The 21,097-nt window shown below is 70.5% G+C and carries 1 protein-coding gene; it reads right to left on the bottom strand.

Annotation, left to right across the window (positions count from 1 at the left end):
* A partial coding sequence (locus AWC03_RS01150; RefSeq protein ID WP_085238678.1) for a non-ribosomal peptide synthetase occupies window positions 1–21,085 on the bottom strand: 21,085 nt, incomplete at its 3' end.
* Window positions 21,086–21,097 lie beyond the last annotated feature (12 nt).

Genomic DNA, 21,097 nt, shown 5'->3' with positions numbered 1-21,097 from the left:
CCGTCGCCAACGGACTACGGGCCACCTGCGCGGCGAACAACGCCGGAATCGACACCGGCACCCACGGCCGCGTCAGCACCGCCCGGTTGCCGATCTCATCCAGCCTGCGGTGTTCACCGGCGTCCAGGGCATCGATCGATGACAACGGGCGCGCCGGGTCGGTGGTCATGGCGGCCAGCACCCGCCGCAGCCGTTCGACCAACGTCGCGACGGCGCCCGGGCCGAACACGTCGGTGTCGTATTCGACGCGCAGCCGCAGTTGGTGCCCCGGCTGGGCCTGGATCGTCAGCGGGTAGTGGGTGGATTCGCGGCTGGTGATGTCGGTGATGGACAACTCCTGATCACCGGACAAGGCGGCCGCGTCGATCGGATAGTTCTCGTAGGCGAACAGGGTGTCGAAGAGCTTGTCCTGGCCGGTGATGCGGTGAATGTCGTTGAGCGCCAGGTGCTGATGGTCGAACGTGTGGTTGTTGGCGCCCTGCAGCTGCTCGAGCAGGTCGGTGGTGGTGGTGGTGGGGCCGATCTTGGCCCGCACCGGCACGGTGTTGATCATCAGGCCGACCATCGATTCCGCGCCGAGGAGTTCGGCCGGCCTGCCCGAAACCGTGGTCCCGAAGGCGACGTCGTGCTGGCCGGTCAGCCAGCACAGCAGTTGCGCGTAGGCGGCCTGCAGCACCGTGTTGACGGTGGTGTGGCGGGAACGCGCGAGTTCACCGACGGCGCGGGTGAGATCGGCTGGGAGACTGAGAGTTTCGACGCCTTGGCCGCCCGGCTGCAGCCGGTCCTGACGGCCGACCAGGGTCGGGGCGTCGAAGCCGGCGAACACTTCGCCCCAGGCGGTGCGGGCGGCGTCGCGGTCGCGGGCGGCCAGCCAGCCGACGAAGTCGCGGTAGGGCGCCGCGGCGGGCAGGCGCTGGCCGTAGTAGCCGGCGAAGATGTCGCCGAGCAGGATCGGCATCGACCAGCCGTCGAGCACGATGTGGTGGTTGGTCAGCACCAGCCGGTGCCGGTCGATCGCGGTGCGGATCAAGGCCACCCGGAAGGGCGGCTGGTCGGCGAGGTCGCAGACGGCGGCGCGCTCGGCGGCGCAGAGCCGCTCGATGTGCGCGTCGACGTCCTCGTCGCCGCCCAGCTCCAGGTATTGCCAGGCCGGCGCGGGGTCGGCCGGGATGACCTGCACCGGCTCGTCGAACTGGTCGAAGAATCGGGCCACCAGGTTCGCATGCCGGTGGACCACCGCGTGCACCGCGTCGCGCAGGCGGTCGGGGTTCAGCGGGCCGGCGATGCTGATGTCGAGCTGGCCGGCGTAGAGGTCGCTGGCATCCCCGCCCGCGCCCCGCACCGTGTTGGCGTGGAAGAGCAGCCCCTGCTGGACGGGGGTCAGCGGCAGCACGTCGGCGATGCGGCATTGCCGTTGCAGGTGGTCGATCTGCTTCTGGCTGAGGCGGGCGGGTGCGACGTCCGAGGGCGTCAACCCGCCGCCGCCGGATCGCACGTGCGCGCAGATCCCGGCCAGCGCGTCGAACCACAACCGGCTCAGCCGGCCGACCTGCCCGTCGTCCAGCGCCGACGGCGCCCACGTCCAATGGGCCTGCAGCTGCGGGCCGTCCCCGGTGTCGACGGTGGCCGCGTTGAGCTCCAGGGTGTGCATCAGCGGCATCGGGATCGCCGCGGCCGCGGCGGTGACCGAGCCCGGCACGGGCCGCCACATCTCCTCGGTGAGCTCGGCGCCGCCCTGCCGTCCCAGGTAGTTGAACCCGATCGGCGGGTCGGAGCCGTCCAGGCCGGCCTCCGTGTTCAGGTAGCGCAGCAGCCCGTAGGTCAGCGAGTCGGGCAGGGCGCGCAGCTGTTCCTTGGCGTCCTTGATCGCCGCCCCCAGCAATGGGCCGCCGGAAATGACTTGCGCCCAGGGCAATTCACCGGTCGCCAATGACACCGGGTACTTGGCGGTGAACCACCCGACGGTGCGCGACAGGTCGACGTCGCGGCCCAGCTCCTCGTGGCGGCCGTGGCCTTCGACGTCGATGCCGATCGGCGTCCCGCCCTCAGCGCGGGGGCCCAGGAACTCGGCCAGCGCCAGGGCGAACGCGATCAGCAGGATGTCCTGCACGCCGGCGTGGAACGCCGCGGGCACCGCACCGAGCAGCATGCCGGTGGTCTCGGCGTCCAGCTCCGCCGAGAGCTGCCCGGCGGCGGCGAAGGTGTCCGCCTCGGGGCGCACCGCGGGCAGCGCCGCGGGCGTCGCCGCCACCCGCGTCCAGGTGTCCAGCTGGTCCACCACGTCCGGGTCGTTGGCGCGCTCGGCCAGCTGCGCGGCCCACCGCGCGAACGACGTCCCCGCCGCCGGCAGCGCCACCGGCTGGCCCGTCCGGTGCTGGGCCCACGCGATGTTCAAGTCCTCCAACAGGATTCGCCAGGACACGCCGTCGACGGCCAGGTGGTGGACGATCACCGCCAGCTGGGCGGTCGAGCTGACCCACAGCGCGCTGAGCATCGCCCCGGCGGCCGGGTTCAGCCGGGACCGCGCGTCGATCAGCGCCGCGTCGGACAGCTCGGCCACGGTGTGCAGGCAGTCGGCGGCGTCCACCGCACCCGGCTCCGGAACCGTCAGCGACCAGCCGTCGTCGACACGCAGCCGCAGCATGCCGTGCCGATCGAGCAGGGCCTGCAGCAGCACCAGCACGTCGGCCTCGCCGACCCCGGCGGGGGCCCGGACCAGCATCGCCTGGTTGAACTGGTCGACCGGGCCCTCGACGCCCTGCAGCCAGCGGATGATCGGGGTGGCCGGCACCGGGCCCACGCCCTCGTCGGCCACGTCGGCGGGGGTGTCGGCGACCTCGGCCACCCGGGCCAGCCGGGCGACGGTCTGCTCGACGAAGATGTCGCGGGTCCGGCAGATCAGGCCGGCGGCGCGGGCCCGGGTCACCACCTGCATCGAGGAGATGCTGTCGCCGCCGAGGTCGAAGAAGGAGTCGTCGACCCCGACGCGGTCCAGCCCGAGCACCTGGGCGTAGATGCCGGCCAGGATTTCCTCGACGGCGTTGTCCGGGGCCCGGTACCGGTCGGCGTCGGAGTATTCCGGCGCGGGCAGGGCGCGGGTGTCGAGCTTGCCGTTGGGCGTCAGCGGCAGCGCGTCGAGCACCAGCACGGCGGCCGGGATCATGTACGCCGGCAACCGCTCGGCCAGCGCGGCGCGCACGCCGGCCGGGTCGGCGGATCCGGTGATGTAAGCGACCAGTCGCTTACCGCCGGGCCGGTCCTCGCGGGCGACGACGACCGCCTGCTCCACCCCGTCCAGCCAGGCCAGGGCCGCGCGCACCTCGCCGAGCTCGATGCGGTACCCGCGGATCTTGACCTGTTCGTCGGCGCGGCCCAGGTAGTCCAGCTGCCCGTCGGTGCGCCAGCGGACCAGGTCGCCGGTGCGATACATGCGGGTGCCGGGGCCGCCGAACGGGCACGCCACGAACCGTGAGGCCGTCAGGGGCGCGCGATGCCAATACCCGCACGCCACGCCGGCACCGGCGACGTAGAGCTCGCCGACCACGCCGACGGGCACCGGCCGTAACCGCCCGTCGAGCACGAACAACGCTCCCCCGGGCACCGGCGAGCCGATCGGCACCACGCCGGACTCGACCGACGCCGGCTCCAGGGGTTCGCTGACCGCCGCGTACACCGTGGCCTCGGTCGGGCCGTAGGCGTTGATCATCGCCCGGCCCGTGCCCCACCGGTCGACCAGCTCGGCCGGGCACGCCTCGCCGGCCACCACCAGGGCGGCCCCGTCGAGCCCGTCGGGTGACAGCATCGCGGCCGCCGACGGGGTCTGGCTCAACACGGTGACCTGTTCGGCCACCAGCAGCGCGTGGAGGTCTTCGGGCGAGCGCGCCACCGATTCGGGCACCACGACCAGCCGGCCACCGTGCAGCAGCGCACCGAAGATCTCGTGGACCGAGACGTCGAAGGCGAGCGAATGCCACTGCGACCACACCCCGGCGCGCGGCAGACCGGCGTCCATGCGCGCCAGCAGTTGGGTCGCGTTCTGGTGCGTGACCGCGACGCCCTTGGGGACGCCGGTGGTGCCGGACGTGTAGATGAGGTAGGCGAGGTCCTCCGGCCCCGGCGCCGTCAGCGTCGCTTCGGACCGGGCGGGGGGCTCGAGGTTGTCGACGTCGATGACCGGCACGTCGTGGCTGCGCAGCCGGTCGGCCAGGTCGGCGGTGGTGACGACGGCCAGCGGGGCGGCGTCGGAGAGCACGAATCCGATTCGGGACTCCGGCAGCGCCGGGTCGATCGGCAGATACGCCGCCCCGGCCTTGAGCGCCGCCAGGATCGCCACGATCGCCTCGGCCGAACGCGAGAACAGCAGCGCCACGCACTGTCCCGGCGCGGCCCCGCGGGCGGCCAACACCAGCGCCAGGGAGTTCGCGGCCTCGTCCAGCTCGCGGTAGGTCATGGACCGGCCACCGCACACCAGCGCCACGGCCTCCGGTGTGCGGGCCACCTGCGCGGCGAACAGCGCCGGAATGGACACCGGCACCGCCAGCGGCGCGGTCAGCACCGCCCGGTTCCCGATCTCGTCGAGGCGGGCGTGCTCGGCGTCGTCGAGCAGATCCAGCGACGACAACGGTCGGGTGGGGTCGACGGTCATGGCCGTCAGCACCCGCTGCAACCGTCCGACGAGCGCCTGGATGCTGCCCGGGTCGAACACGTCGGTGCGGAATTCCACGGTTCCGCCGATACCGGCGGGCTCCCCGGCCCGGTTCCAGCGCTCGGCCAGCGAGAAGGTCAGGTCCATCCGGGCGGTTTGGGTGTCCACCGGCATCGGCGTGATCTCGACGTCGCCCAGGGACAGGCCGGCGGCCGGGCCGCCGCCGTCCTGCCCGGCGAAGTTCTGCCAGGCCAGCATGACCTGGACCAGGGGGTGGTGGGTGAGGCTTCGGGCGGGGTTGAGCCGTTCGACCAGCACCTCGAAGGGCACGTCCTGGTGTTCGTAGGCGGCCAGGCTGCGCCCGCGCACCTGCGACAGCAGGTCGGTGAACGTGGGATCGCCGGCCACCTCGACCCGCAGCACCAGGGTGTTGACGAAGAACCCGACGAGGTCGTCGAGGGCGGGGTCGCGCCGCCCGGCGATCGGGAAGCCCACCGCCACATCGGGGCTGGCGCTGAGCTTGGAGAGCAGCACCGCGAGGGCGGTCTGGACCACCATGAAGCTGGTCGCGTTGTGCTTGCGGGCCACCGCGTCGACTTGCTGCTGAAGCTCTGTGGGCCAGTCGATTTCGACGGTGGCGCCGCGTTGATCGGCCACCAGGGGGTAGGGCCGATCGGTGGGCAGTTGCACCCGGTCGGGCATGCCGGCCAGGGCCTCTTCCCAGTAGGCGAGCTGCGCGGCGATGGGGCTCTGGCGGTCGTCGAGGTCGCCGAACTGCGCGCGCTGCCACAGCGTGTAGTCGACGTATTGGACCGGCAGCGGCGCCCAGCCGGGGGCGCGGCCGCCGCACCGGCTGGCATAGGCCATGCCCAGGTCGCGCACCAGCGGGGTGATCGACATGCCGTCGGCGGCGATGTGGTGGACCACGGCGGCCAGCACGTGCTCGTCGTCGTCGATACGGAAAAGCTCTGCGCGCAGCGGGATTTCGGCGGCCAGGTCGAAGGTGTAGCGGGCCGTGTCGCCGATGGCCTCGTCGAGCTGGGCGGCCGACCAGCCGCTGGCGTCGACAACCTCCCACCCGAAGTCGGCCTTTTCGACGGGGGTCACCAGCTGCTGGGGGGTGCCCTCGGGCGCGGCGATCAGGGTGCGCAGGCTCTCGTGGCGGGCCACCACGTCGGCCAGCGCGGCGCCGAGCGCGTCGGCGTCGAGCGGCCCGCTCAGCCGCAGGGCGGCCGCCATGTTGTAAACCGGTGATGGGCCCTGCAATTGGTCGAGGAACCACAGCCGGTTCTGCGCGAACGACAACGGCACCACGGCCGGTCGCTCGGCAGCCACCAGCGGCTCCAGGCCGCCCGTGCCCTCACCGATCCGCAGCGCCAGCTGGGCGACCGTGGGCGACTCGAACACGACGCGCACCGGAAGGCCGACATCCAGGCTGCGGTTGATCGCGGCGACAAGGCCCATCGCCGAGATGCTGTCGCCGCCGAGTTCGAAGAAGGAGTCGTCGACCCCGACGCGGTCAGCGCCCAGGACTTCGGCGTAGATGGTGGCCAGGATTTCTTCGACCGCGTTTTGCGGGGCGCGGTAGTCACTGGCGGCGTATTCCGGCGTGGGTAGCGCGCGGGTGTCCAGCTTGCCGTTGGCGGTCAACGGCACGGTTTCCAGCCCGACGATCGCCGCGGGCACCATGAACCCCGGCAACCGCTCGGACAGCTTTGCGCGCAGCTTCGCCGGGTCAGCCGCGCCGGTCACATAGCCGACCAGGCGCTTGTCCCCGGGACGGTCCTCGCGCGCGATCACCACCGCCTGCTGCACCCCGTCCAAACCGGCCAGCGCGGCCTGGATTTCGCCCAACTCGATGCGATAGCCGCGGACCTTGACCTGCTCATCGGCGCGGCCGAAGTACTGCAGCTGCCCGTCGTTGTTCCAGCGCACCAAATCGCCGGTGCGATACATCCGCGTTCCGACCCCGCCGAACGGGCAGGCCACAAACCGCGACGCAGTCAGGCCGGGCCGGCCGAGATATCCCACGGCGACACCGGATCCGGCCACATACAGCTCCCCGACCACGCCTTCGGGCACGGGACGCAACGACTCGTCCAGCACCAACAGCGCCGCCTCGGGCACCGGGAATCCGATCGGCGGCACGCCTGACCCCGCCTCCAATGGGGCGCTGATCGCCACACACATCGTGGTCTCGGTCGGCCCATAGGCGTTGACCAGCACCCGACCCGGCGCCCACCGATCCACCACCTCAGGCGGGCAGGCCTCCCCGGCCAGCACCAACGCCACACCGTCCAGGCCGACCGGATCCAGCATCGCCACCGCCGACGGCGTCTGGGTCAGCACGCTGACGGCCTGGGCGACCAATACCGCGTGGAAGTCCTGCGGTGAACGGGCCACGGACTCGGGCACCACGACCAGCCGCCCTCCGCGGAGCAGCGGGGCAAAGATCTCCCACACCGACACGTCGAATGCCAGCGAATGCGCATGCGACCACACCCCCGGCGCCGGCAAACCGGCGTTCAGCGAGCCGATCAACTGGGCCACGTTGCGGTGCGTGACCGCAACCCCTTTGGGCACACCGGTGGTACCCGACGTGTAGATCAGGTAGGCGACACTGTCCGGTCCCGGCAGCGGCAGGTCGGTGGCGGGCAAGGTGTCGAGGCGCCGATCGTTGACGTCGATGACAGGCACGCTGTGGCCTTCAAACCGTCTGGCCAGATCCGCGGTGCTGACCGCGACGACCGGCGTGGCGTCACCGAGCATGAACTCGATCCGGGTATCCGGGGAGGAGGGGTCGATCGGCAGGTAGGCCGCCCCCGTCTTGAGCACCGCCACAATCGCCGCGACCGCTTCGGCCGACCGCGAAAAGAGCAGCGCCACAGTCTGTCCCGGCCGCGCACCGTGGGCCACCAACAGGTGGGCCAACCGGTTCGACGCCTCGTCCAGCTCGCGGTAGGTCACGGACAGGCCCTCGCACACCAGGGCCACCGCCTCCGGCGCGCCGGCCACCTGCGCGGCGAACAACTCCGGCACCGACAACGGCGCCGTCGCCGGCCCCGTCAAAACCGCCGTATTGCCAAGCTCTTCCAGACGCGCGTGCTCGGTCCCGTCGAGCAGGTCCACCGAAGACAACACCCGCGACGGGTCACCCACCATCGCCACCAACACCCGCTGCAGGCGTTCGGTCAGCGCTTCGATGCTCTGTGCATCGAACACGTCGGTGCGGAATTCCACCCGCCCGGCGATCCCGGCGGCCTCGCCCGTCTCGTTCCAGCGTTCGGCAAGCGAGAACACCAGATCCATGCGGGCCGAATCGGTGTCGACCGGCACGGAGCTGACCTCGAGGTCGCCCAGCGTCAGACCGGCGGCGGGATCGTCGTGGCCGGCGAAGTTCTGCCAGGCCAACATCACCTGCACCAGCGGGTGATGGGTCAGGCTGCGGGCCGGGTTGAGCCGCTCCACCAGCAACTCGAACGGCACGTCCTGGTTTTCGAAGGCCGCCAGGCTGCGCGCCTGCACCCGCTCCAGCAGTTCGGAGAAGCTGGGGTCGCCGGCCAGGTCGACCCGCAGCACCAGCGTGTTGACGAAGAAGCCGACGAGCTGGTCGAGCGCGCGGTCGCGGCGCCCGGCGATCGGGAAGCCCACCGAAACATCCGCGGTGCCACCGATCTTCGACAACAGCACGGCGAGCGCGGCCTGCACCACCATGAACGTGGTCGCGTTGTGTTGGCGGGCAATCCGGCGAATCTGCTGCTGCAGCTCCGCCGGCCAGTCCACGACCACGCTGGACCCGCGCTGGTCGGCGACCGGCGGGTAAGGCCGGTCGGTGGGCAGTTGCAACCGCTCGGGCATCCCGGACAGGGTGTCCAGCCAGTAGGACAGCTGCGCCGCGATGGGGCTGTCGCCATCGTCCAGGTCGCCGAATTGTGCCCGCTGCCAGAGCGTGTAGTCGACGTACTGCACGGGCAGGTCCGCCCACGCCGGCGCCCGGCCCGCGGACCTCCCGGCGTACGCCGTGCTCAGATCCGCGGCCAACGGCGTCAGCGACAACCCGTCCGCGGCGATGTGGTGTACCACGATCACCAGCAGGTGTTCGCGCTCGTCGATGGCGAATAGTCTTGCGCGCAATGGTGTTTCGACGGCGAGGTCGAAGGCGTGGCGGGTCGTCGCTTCGATGGCGTCGCCCAGCTCGCCGTCGGCCCATCCGGTGGCGTCGACGACGTCCCAGCCGAAGTCGACGTCCTCGGCCGGGATCACCACCTGCTCGGGCGTTCCGTCGCGGGCGGGGAACAGGGTGCGCAGGCTTTCGTGGCGGCGCACCACATCGGCCAGGGCCGCGCACAGCGCGTCGGCGTCGAGGCGCCCGCCGAGCCGCAATGCGGCCGCCATGTTGTAGACGGGCGACGGCCCCTGCAACTGCTGGATGAACCACAACCGGCTCTGCGCGAACGACAACGGGATCACCGCCGGTCGCTCGCTTGCCACCAGCGGCGCCAGCCGGCCCGCGCCCTCGTCGATGCGGGGCGCCAACTGCGCGACCGTGGGCGCCTCGAACACGACGCGCACCGGGAGTTCGGTGTCCAAAGACGCGTTGATCGCCGAGATCAGCCGCATCGTGGACAGCGAGTCGCCGCCCAGATCGAAGAACGAGTCGTCGACCCCCACGCGTTCGACGCCGAGCACCTCGGCGTAGATGCCGGCGAGGATCTCCTCGGTCGCGGTGGTCGGGGCGCGGTAGTTGTCGATGTCCCGATAGTCGGGCGCGGGCAGGGCGCGGGCGTCGAGCTTGCCGTTGACCGTCATGGGCAGGGCCGGCAGCGCGACGACCGCGGCGGGGACCATATAGGCGGGCAGCCGCTCGGCCAGCGCGGCGCGAGCCCGGCCCGCATCCACGGTGCCGGTGACGTAGCCGACGAGGCGTTTGTCACCGGGACGGTCCTCGCGGGCGACGACCACCGCCTGCTCCACCCCGTCCAAACCGCCCAGCGCCGACTGGATTTCGCCGAGTTCGATGCGGTAGCCGCGGATCTTGACCTGCTCGTCGGCGCGGCCCAGGTAGCGCAGTTGCCCGTCGGTGCCCCAGCACACCAGGTCGCCGGTGCGGTACATGCGAGCGCCGGGCGCACCGAACGGGCAGGCCATGAACCGCGAGGCGGTCAGCGCGGAGCGGCGCCAGTACCCGACGCCGACCCCGTCGCCGGCCAGGTACAGCTCGCCGACCACCCCGGCCGGCACGGGCCGCAGCCATTCGTCGAGCACGAAGAAGGCCGCCCGGGTGACCGGGGAGCCGATCGGCGGGAAGCCCGATCCCGCTTCCAGCGGCGCGCTCTTGCACGCCCACATCGTGGTTTCGGTTGGGCCGTAGACGTTCACCATCACCCGCGCGGGTGCCCAACGGTCCACCAGCTCGGGCGGGCAGGGCTCCGCGCCGATCACCAGCGCGGTCCCGTCCAGTCCGTCGGTCGGCAGCATCCCGACGGCGGACGGGGTTTGGGTGAGCACCGTGACTCCCTCGCCGACCAGCAGGGCGTGGAATTCCTCCGGCGAACGGGAAACCGCCTCGGGCACGAGCACCAGGCGCCCGCCGTGCAGCAGTGCGCCCCAGATCTCCCACACCGAGAAGTCGAAGGCATAGGAGTGGAACTGGGTCCACACCTGTTCCGCCGAGAGTTCGATGCCCAGGCGCAGGTCGTCGAAGAGTTGGGCGACGTTGTGCTGCGTTACCGCAACGCCTTTGGGCACACCGGTGGTGCCGGACGTGTAGATGATGTGGGCCAGGTCGTCGGGTGCGGGCAGCGGCGGCGCCGTGGCGGGTTGGTCGCCCACGGCGGGGTCGTCCACGTCGACGACCGCCAGGCCGAAGCCGTCCAGCCGGCCGGCCAGGGCGGCCGTGGTGACGGCGGCGATCGGCGCGGCGTCGGTGAGCATGAACTCCATCCGGGCCGCCGGCAGTGCCGGGTCGATCGGCAGGTAGGCGGCCCCGGATTTGAGCGCGGCCAGGATCGCCACGATCGCCTCGGCCGAGCGCGAGAACAGCAGCGCCACCCGCTCGCCCGGACGCGCGCCGTGGTGGATCAGCAGGTGCGCCAGCCGGTTGGCGGCCTCGTCCAGCTCCCGGTACGTCATCGACTTGCCGTCGCAGACCAACGCGACCGCGTCGGGGGTGCGGGCCGCCTGCGCGGCGAACAACGCGGGGACCGACTTCGGCGTCGCCGGCCGGGTCAGCACTCCCCTGTTGCCCCACCTCTCCAGGCGGGCGTGCTCACCGGCATCGAGCAGGTCCACCGACGACAGCCGTCGGTCCGGTTCGGCGGCGACCACCGTCAGCAGCCGCTGCAACCGCTCGATCAATCGCTCGACCGTGTTTGCGTCGAATACGTCGGTGCGGTATTCGGCCGTCACGACGATGCCGGCGCGCGCGCCGGAGTCGGTAAAGCGCTCGGCCAGGGAGAACGTCAAATCCATCCGGGCGGTGTCGGTGTGCACCGGCATCGGCGTGACCTGTAGATCACCCAGGGCCAGTCCGCCCGCCGGAGCAGTGACCTCCCCGGGGAAGTTCTCCCAGCCCAACAACACCTGGATCAGCGGATGGTGGGCCAGACTCCGAGCGGGGTTCAGCCGTTCCACCAACAGTTCGAAGGGCACGTCCTGGTGTTCGAAGGCGGCCAGGCTGCGCCGGCGCACCTGCGCCAACAGGTCGGCGAACGTGGGATCCCCGCCCAGCTCTTTCAGGTCGACCCGCAGCACCAGGGTGTTGACGAAGAAGCCGATCAGTTCGTCGAGCGCCGGCTCGGATCGCCCGGCGATCGGGAAACCCACCGCCACGTCGTCCGCGGCGGCGATCCGGGACAGCAGCGCGGCGAACGCGGCCTGGATCACCATGAAGCTGGTCGCGTTGTGCTCGCGCGCCACGCGGCGAATCTGCTGCTGTAGCTCCGCCGGCCAGTCCACCGCCAGCCGGGCGCCGCGGTGGTCGGCGACCTGCGGGTAGGGCCGATCCGTGGGCAGCTGCAGGCGTTCGGGCAGCCCGGCCAGGGCGCCGGCCCAGAAGTTCAGCTGGGCCGCGATGCGGCTGTCGGCATCGTCGACGTCGCCGAGATGCGCGCGCTGCCAAAGCGTGTAGTCGACATACTGCACCGCCAACGGCGCCCAGGCAGGGGCATGCCCCGCGCACCGGCTGGCATACGCCACCCCGAGGTCCCGCGCGAAGGGAGTGATCGACCAGCCGTCGGCGGCGATGTGATGCACCGCGACGACCAGGATGTGCGCGTCGTCGCCGAGGGTGAAAAGCTCTGTGTGCAGCGGGCTTTCGCTGGCAAGATCGAAGGTGTAGCGGGCCGCCGCGGCCATGCGCTCACGCAGCCGGTCTTCCGGCCACCCGCGGGCGTCGATGACCTCGCAGGCAAAGCCGATCCGCTCGGCGGGAATCACCACCTGTTGCGGGACCCCGTCGGCAGCCGCGAACACCGTGCGCAGGCTTTCGTGCCGGGCCACGACGTCGGCCAGCGCCGCACCAAGCGCGTCGGCGTTCAGATACCCGCGCAGCCGCAACGCCACGGTGACGTTGTAAATCGGTGAGGGGCCTTGGAACTGGTCGATGAACCACAGCCGGGTCTGGGCGAATGACAGCGGGATCACCGCGGGGCGGTCCCGCGCTACCAGGGGCTCCGGCCAGTTGGTTTCGTCGCCGACGAGACGCACCAACTCGGCGACGGTGGGCGCCTCGAACACGGCCCGCACCCCGAGGTTCGCGTTCATGCTGGCGTTGACCGCGGCGATCAGGCGCATCGCCGACAGTGAGTCCCCGCCCAGGTCGAAGAACGAGTCGTCGACGCCGACCCGCTCCAGCCCGAGCACCTGTCCGTAGATGCCAACGAGGATCTCTTCGGCGGGAGTGGACGGGGCGCGGTAACGATCCACGTCCTGGTACTCCGGTTCGGGCAGGGCCCTGCGATCGAGCTTGCCCGAGGAGGTCATCGGGAATTCCTCGAGCGCCACGATGTGTGTCGGCACCATGTATTCGGGCAACCATGCGTTCAGTTGCTCGCGCACCTCACCGATCTTGGTGTTGGTGCGAGGGTCATTGGCATGGCTGGTGCGCTGGCGCATTCCCGCCGGAGGCAGGTACAGATCGGTCAAGGCTGCGGCAGGCTGGTCGTCGGAATCGACGAAAACCGCACTGAGGGAGCCGGTTTGGGCACCCCAGGTAACGGCCACACGATAGCCCGCGGAGTCGCCGATGCGATGCAGTTCTTCGGCGACGGCGACCGGCGCGTCGGGGCTGGCTTGGGCCAGCGCGTCCTTGACGGACAGGCCCGCGGCGAGCCCACCCTGGATGCGGACGTCGGCGATCACTCCGGCCTGCGGGATGTCGGTGACGCGGACCACGGCAGGACGCAGCGACATCAAGTCGTCGCGCAGTCCATCCAGGCCCGCGCGCTCGGTCCACGACCAGGTGGGTGCCGTCGCCACCGACCGCACGGCTGCGGGCGCCTTGTGGATGACGATGTCGTAGCGGTACCGGTTCAGCTCGTTGTCGGACACGCCACGTTTGACCTGGATCTCCAGGCCGCCCACCGACGGCCGGTTGACGGCCCAGGTGGTGAAAAAGTCAGGGGCCAAGAGCAATTCGGTCTCGCCGAGCATGGCGTGGCTGACCCGCTTGCGTATCTCGTCAGCATCGGCGGTGTCGGCGCTACGCGATAGGGCGATCCCGGTCTGGAACGCGCCCTGCAGCGCGTGGTTACGGACGTCGCCGATGAACAGCGCCCCGCCCGGGGCCAGGAGCTCCATCGCGTGGTCGATGACCTCGGCCAGATATCCCGCGTTGGGGAAGTACTGGACGACGGAGTTGACGATGACGGTGTCGAAATGGCCTTGCGGCAACCGGTCCGTGACGTGGGCGGGCTGGGTGAACAACTCGACCCGGTCCCGCCAGGCGAACTGCGACTCCTCCAGCGAGCGGGCGAGGTTTTCGATCGCCACGGGCGAGAAGTCGGTGGCGACGTACTGCTCGCACTCCGGCGCGATCTGCGACAGCAGCAATCCCGAGCCCGCGCCGATCTCGAGGACGCGCCGCGGCCGCAGGGCCATGATCCGATCGACCGTGGCGGCACGCCATTCGATCATCTCCTCGAGCGGGATCGGCTCGCCGGTGTAACTGCTGTTCCAGCCGCGGAAATCCATGCCGAAACGGGATCCGAGGTCGGCGCCGTACAGGTCGTCGTAGAGGTGCTGCCACTCTTCGACGTCTTCCACGTCGTGGTCGGCGTTGGTGGTGTGGTCGAGGGTGACGTAGGCGACCAGATGAGATCCCGCGGCGCCGTCACGCACAGTCACGGCGGCCTGGGTGACGTGCGAGCAGGCCAGCAGCGTGTTCTCGATCTCACCCAATTCGATGCGCTGGCCGCGCAATTTGATCTGTTTGTCGGCGCGGCCGACGAAATCCAGGGTGCCGTCGCGGGTCCAGCGCACCAGGTCGCCGGTCCGGTACATGCGCGAACCGGCGCCGCCAAACGGGTTGGCCACGAACCGTTCCGCCGTCAGGTCCACGCGCCCCATGTAGCCGTGCGCCAGCGCGGGCCCGCTCACATACAGCTCGCCCACCACCCCGACCGGCGCCGGGTTCAGCCAGGCGTCGAGCACCATGGCACACACGCCCGGGATCGGGGTGCCGATCCGCACCGGCCCCTCGGCCGACAGGGGCGCGCTCATGGTGACCCAGATGGTGGTTTCGGTCGGACCGTAGACGTTGAACATGCGCCGGCCCGGCGCCCAGGCCGCCACCAACTCCGCCGGGCACGCTTCGCCGCCGACCATCAATCTGTCGAACTCGGGCAACCGGGAACGATCCAACGACGACAGCACCGTCGGGGTCAGGAAGGCCGCGTTGACGCGTTGGCTCTGCAGCAGCGCGGTCAGCGGCTCGCCCGCGTACACCCCGGCGGGGGCCACCACCAGCGCCGCCCCCGACACCGCCGCCAACAGCATCTCACCGACCGACGCGTCGAAGGTGGGCGAGGCCACCATCAGCACCCTGGCATCCGCGTCCAACCCACAGGACTCGCGTTGCGCGGCAGCCCATCCCAGCAGACCCGCGTGCCCCACCACTACACCCTTGGGGATGCCGGTCGACCCCGACGTGAAGATCACATAGGCCGCATCATGCGCCGTCAGTGGCGCCAACCGATCGGCGCCGGTGATCGGCTCTGCGCTGTGCCCGGACAGATCCAGCCCGTCGATACGCAGCACCGGCCGCGCGCCTGCCCCGGCTACTTCGTCCGCGCCACAAGTCAATACGCAGACCGCTCCCGCGGATTCCAGCACCGCGGTGATCCGCTCGACGGGGTGGTCCAGATCGATCGGTGCGTGGACGCCGCCGGCCTTGACCACCGCCCACCACGCGACCACCAACTCGAGGCAGCGATCCATCGCCACGCCCACAGCGCGCTCGGGACCCACGCCGGCGTCGATCAGCCTGCGGGCCAGGCGGTTAGACCATTCGTCGAGCTGGCGGTACGACAGCCGCCGCTCGCCGTCGACCACGGCGACGGCGTCCGGGTCGGCCGAGGCCGCCGCCGCCAGCAACTCCGGCGCCACGCCCATCGGCGCGGCCGCACCGGCGCCGGACAGCTCCGCCAGCACCAGGTTGCGCTCGTCGCGGTCGAGCAGCCCCACGGACGAGAGTCGCCGTCCGGGATCAGACGTCATCGCCACCAACACCCGGCGGAAGCGTTCGACAAGCGCCTCAACACTTTCGACGTCGAACACGTCGGCGTCGAACTCGACGTGCAGGCCGAGTTCGCGGCCCGGGAGCGCCTCCATTGTCAGTGGGTAGTGGTTGTACTCGCGGTTGGTGAACCCGGCGATGGCCAGCCCGTCGGGGCCCAGCTGCATGCCGTCGCCGATCGGGTAGTTCTCGTAGACGAACAGGGTGTCGAAGAGCTGCTCGTGTCCGGTGAGGCGATGGATGTCGTTGAGCGCCAGGTGCTGATGTTCGATGGTGTCGTTGTTGGTCTCCTGCAGCTGACGTAGCAGCTCCGCGGTGGTGGTGGTCGCGGCGATGTTGGCCCGCACGGGCACTGTATTGATCAGCAGCCCCACCATCGATTCCGCGCCGTCGACTTCCAGCTGGCCCACGCGAGACCGCGGTGTGCCGAATACGACATCGTGCTGGCCGGTCAGCGAGGTCAGGAGCAGCGCCCAGGCACCGTGCAAGACGGTGCTGACGGTGGTGTGGCAGGAGCGTGCCAATTCGGTGACGGCGCGGGTGGTCTTCTCGGCCACCCGGAACGATGCCGCGCCGCGCCGCCCTTGGCCCAGGCGGTCGTTCGGGCCGACGAGCGTCGGCGTCTCGAAGTCGGCGAGCACGTCGGCCCAGGCCGCGCGGGCGGCGTCGAGGTCGCGATCGGCCAGCCAGGTGACGAAGCTGCGGTAGGGCGCGGCCGCGGGCAGCGGTTCGCCGTAGTAGCTGGTGAAGATTTCGCGGAGCAGAATCGGCAGCGACCATCCGTCGAGCACGATGTGGTGGTTGGTCAGCACCAGCCGGTGCCGGTCCGCTCCGGTGCGTATCACCGCCACCCGGAAGGGCGGCCGCTCGGCCAGGTCGCCGACCGCGGCGCGTTCGGCGGCGCAGAGCTCCTCGATCTGCTGCTCGGTGTCGAGTTCGACGCATCGCCACTCCACCACGGGATTGGCGGGGATGATCTGCACCGGCTCGTCGAACCGCTCGTAGAACCAGGCCGCCAGGTGCGGATGCCGGTTGATCACCGCGTGTACGGCGTCGTGCAGGCGGTCGGGGTCCAGCGGGCCGGTGAGCGTGAAATCCAGCTGCACCGCGTACATGTCGTCGCTGCCGTGCGCGGTGCTGGAGTGGAAGAGCAGGCCCTGTTGCAGCGGGGTCAGCGGCAGGATGTCGGCGAGGTCGTATCGCCGGTGCAGCTCATCGATCTGCGGTTGGCTCAGGCGGGCGGGCGCGATGTCCGACGGCGTGAGCCCGCCGCCCCCGGCCCGCACGTGCGCGCAGACGCCGGACAAGGCGTCGAACCACAATTGGCTCAGCCGGCGGATCTGCGCTTCGTCGAGGGCCGACGGCGCCCAGGTCCAGTTGGCGTGCAGTTGCGGACCGGCGTCGGTGTCGACGGTGCCGGCGTTGAGTTCGACGGTGTGCGCCAACGGCATCGGGATCGCCGCGGCGGCGCCGGTCAGCGAGAGGCTCTCCGGGTGCAGCCGCCACAGCTCGTCGGACAGCTCGGTTCCCGCGACCAGGCGACCGAGATAGTTGAAGCCGATCGACGGGTCGGCGCCGTCCAGCTCCGCGTCACCGTTGAGGTAGCGCAGCACGCCGTAGGTCAGCGGGTGCGGCACGGCGCGAAGCTGTTCCTTGCCTTCCTTGATCAGCGTTCCCAGCGCCGGCTCCCCGGCCTGCACCTGGGCCCACGACGTGGGGCCGACGGTCAAAGCGACCGGGTATTTGGTGGTGAACCAGCCGACGGTGCGCGAGAGGTCCACGTCGGGCGCGAGTTCCTCGTGGCGGCCGTGGCCCTCGACGTCGATGGCTATCGGCGCGGCACTGGCAATGTCGGGGCCCAGGAATTCCGCCCACGCCAGCCCGAACGCGATCAACAGGATGTCTTGCACGCCGGCGTGAAACGCCGCCGGCGCCTCGCCGATCAGCGTGCGGGTGACCTCGGCGTCCAGCGACACCGACAGGTGCCCGGCCGTGGCGTAGGTATCGACGTCGGGGCGCACCGCCGGCAGCGCGGGCGGGGTCGCCGCGGTCCGCTTCCATGCCGCGATTTGCTCGATGACCTCCGCGCGGCGCGCGTGCTCGTCGAGCAGCGACGCCCACCGGGCGAACGACGTCCCGCCCGCCGGCAACTCCACCGGCTGGCCGCCGCGGTGCTGCGCCCACGCGATATTCAAGTCTTCCACCAGGATTCGCCAGGAGACCCCGTCGACGGCCAGGTGGTGGACGATCAGCGCCAGCTGACCGGTGGGGGCGACCCACACCGCGCTCAGCATCGTCCCGGTGGCGGGGTCGAGTCGCGACCGGGCCGCCGCCAGCGCCTCGCCGGAGAGCACCTCCACCGACCGCAGGCAGCCGGCGGCGTCCACGGACCCCGGGTCGGGCACCCGCAACGACCATCCGTCGGCGCCGTCGCGATCGACGCGCAGCCGCAGCATGGCATGCCGATCCAGCAAGGCCTGCAACAGAATCGCCACGTCGGCCTCGGCCACGCCCGCGGGCGCCTGCAGCAACATCGTCTGGTTGAACTCGTCGATCGGGCCGTTCACGCTTTGCAGCCACCGCATGATCGGGGTGGCCCGTACCGGGCCGAGACCCTCGTCGATCACGTCGGCTTCGCCGCCGGCCACCGCCGCCACGCGGGCCAGGCGGGCGACGGTCTGCTCGACGAAGACGTCGCGGGGACGGCACCTCAGGCCGGCGGCCCGCGCCCGCGACACCACCTGCAGGGCCAGGATGCTGTCGCCGCCGAGTTCGAAGAAGGAGTCGTGGGTGCTGACGCGGTCGGTGCCCAGGACTTCGGCGTAGATGGTGGCCAGGATTTCTTCGACTGCGTTTTGCGGGGCGTGGTAGGCACCGGTGGCGTATTCCGGTGTCGGTAGCGCGCGGGTGTCCAGCTTGCCGTTGGCGGTCAACGGCAGGGTTTGCAGCCCGACGATGGCCGCGGGCACCATGAACCCCGGCAACCGCTCGGACAGCTGGGTGCGAAGCGCGGCGGTATCGGCGGCGCCGGTCACGTAGCCGACCAGGCGCTTGTCGCCGGGGCGGTCCTCGCGGGCGATCACCACCGCCTGCTCAACCCCGTCCAAACCGGCCAGCGCGGCCTGGATTTCGCCCAACTCGATGCGGTAGCCGCGGATCTTGACCTGCTCGTCGGCGCGCCCCAGATAGCGCAGCTGCCCATCAGCACCCCAACAGGCCAAATCCCCGGTCCGATACATCCGCTGACCGGCCCCGCCGAACGGACACGCCACAAACCGCGCCCCGGTCAACCCCGCCCGACCCACGTAACCGGTGGCCACCCCGGCGCCGGCCACATACAACTCCCCGACCACCCCGACCGGCACCGGCCGCAACCAGCCATCGAGCACAAACAAGCCCGCCTGCCGCACCGGCGACCCGATCGGCGCCACGCCCGTCCCCGCCTGCAGCGGGGCGCTGATCGCCACACACATGGTGGTCTCGGTCGGCCCATAGGCATTGACCAGCACCCGACCCGGCGCCCACCGATCCACCACCTCAGGCGGGCAGGCCTCCCCGGCCAGCACCAACGCCACACCCTCCAGGCCGGCCGGATCCAGCATCGCCACCGCCGACGGCGTCTGGGTCAACACCGTCACCTCTTCGGCGACCAGCACCGCGTGCAGCTCCTCGGGCGCACGCGCGGTGTCCTCATCGACGATCACCACCCGCCCTCCACGCAGCAGCGGGGCGAAAATCTCCCACACCGACACATCGAAGGCCGGCGAATGACAATGCGACCACACCCCCGGCACCGGCAAACCCGCATCCAGCGACCCGATCAACTGCGTCACGTTACGATGCGTCACCGCAACACCTTTGGGCACACCGGTGGTACCCGAGGTGTAAATCACATACGCCACACCCTCGGCATCCGGCTCGGGCAAAGCCGTCTCAGGCTCGCCGTCGAGGCGCGGATCGTCCACATCAATCACCGCCACGCCACGCCCGGCCAGACGCCCGGCCAGCTCCGCGGTGGTAACTACCGCCACCGGCGCGACGTCAGCGAGCAGGAACCCGATCCGCGAATCCGGAGACACCGGATCGATCGGAAGATAGGCCGCCCCGGTCTTGAGCACCGCCAACATCGCCGCAACCGCCTCGGCCGACCGCGAAAACAGCAGCGCCACAGTCTGTCCCGGACCCGCGCCCTGCGCCACCAAACGATGCGCCAACCGATTCGACGCCGCATCCAACTCGCGATACGACACCGACCGGCCCCCACACACCAACGCCACCGCCCCCGGCGCCCGCGCCACCTGCCCGGCAAACAACGAAGGCACCGACACCGGCACCGGCCCCGAACCAGTCAAAACCGCCCGATTACCAAACACTTCCAACCGGGCACACTCGTCATCGCCAAGCACATCCACCGACGACAACGCCCGCGACGGATCACCCGCCATCGCCACCAGCACCCGCTGCAACCGCCCGGCCAAGTCCGAGACGTCGAAGTTCGAGAACGGTTGCCCGACACCGACGGTGCTCAGGAACTGCTGATCCCCGAAGCCGAGGAAGAACAGCCCGAAGTGACCGACCGGGCCGAAGGTGGTGTACGTGGCGGTCGCCGGAACGCCGGCGAGGCTGAGGGTGAGTCGGGCCGGAACGAAGTTGACGACGACCCGGCTGGACGCCTGAGGCGCGCCACGGAACCCGCCGTCACCGCCGAGCATGTGAACCGGAAAGCGCTGATGCCGCAACGCTTCCCGTGAGCGGGTGTCAACCTGCCGGAGGAAGTCGGCGACCGTCCCGTGCGGTGCCGCGGTCAAGACGAGCGGCACCACCCCGGCGAGCATGCCGGGATGCGTCTTCGATTCGGGATCCGTGCGGCGGCTGACCGGGAAGTCGAGCACCACCTCGTCGGAATTGTCGGTGCGGAACGCGCGCACCAAGAGCGCGCACGCAGCGGTGAGTACCGACGATCGGCGGATGCCCAGGGCCTTGGACAGCTGTTTGATCAGGCCGACCGCCGAGGAATCCAATTGGACCGGCGCAGAGGGCGCGTAGGGATCCCGCTCGCTGGCGGTTTGGGTCAGCCGGTAATCGCCCCCGCGTGCGGAGGGAAGGTGCTCGGTCCAATAGGTCTGGTCCGCGACGTAATCGGCGGACGCCGCGTACTCGGCCTCGCTGTCGACGAGGTCGCGCAACGAGCCGAAGAAGGCCGGCGATATCGGCACACCGGAGGCAAGTGCGGAATAGACGGCCGCAATGCGGCGGCCCAGCAGGGCGATGCCCAACCCGTCGATGGCGATGTGATGGCAGCAGCTGAACCAGTAGTACTCGTCGGGCGCCGTTTGGAACAGGTGGAAGTTGATCATCGGGCCGGTGAGCGGCATCGGTGTCCGTTGGATGGCCGACGCCCTCTCCCGGACCTCACGCTCGGGATCGGGCGAACCGCTCACGTCATAGAAGGCCAGATCGATCTCGGGGTCCTCGAGCGCGGTCTGGAAGACTTCACCGTCCACCTCGAAGAAGCTCGCCCGGATGCTTTCGGCCTCGCCGACCACGTGACGCATCGCCTGCTCGAACAAAGCGCGGTCAACCGTGCCCTCGATCCGCACGAGCACCCCGAGCTGCCACGCCACATCGAAGTGACCCGTTTGCTGCGCGAGCCAGATGTCCAGCTGCGCCCGCGTCAACGGCAATGCGCGGTCACTGCGTTCCACTAATTCCCCCCG

Source organism: Mycobacterium europaeum (assembly GCF_002102155.1).
GTDB lineage: Bacteria > Actinomycetota > Actinomycetes > Mycobacteriales > Mycobacteriaceae > Mycobacterium > Mycobacterium europaeum.
The sequence above is the reverse complement of the archived record's forward strand: the minus strand, read 5'-3'. Positions and strand labels throughout refer to the sequence as shown.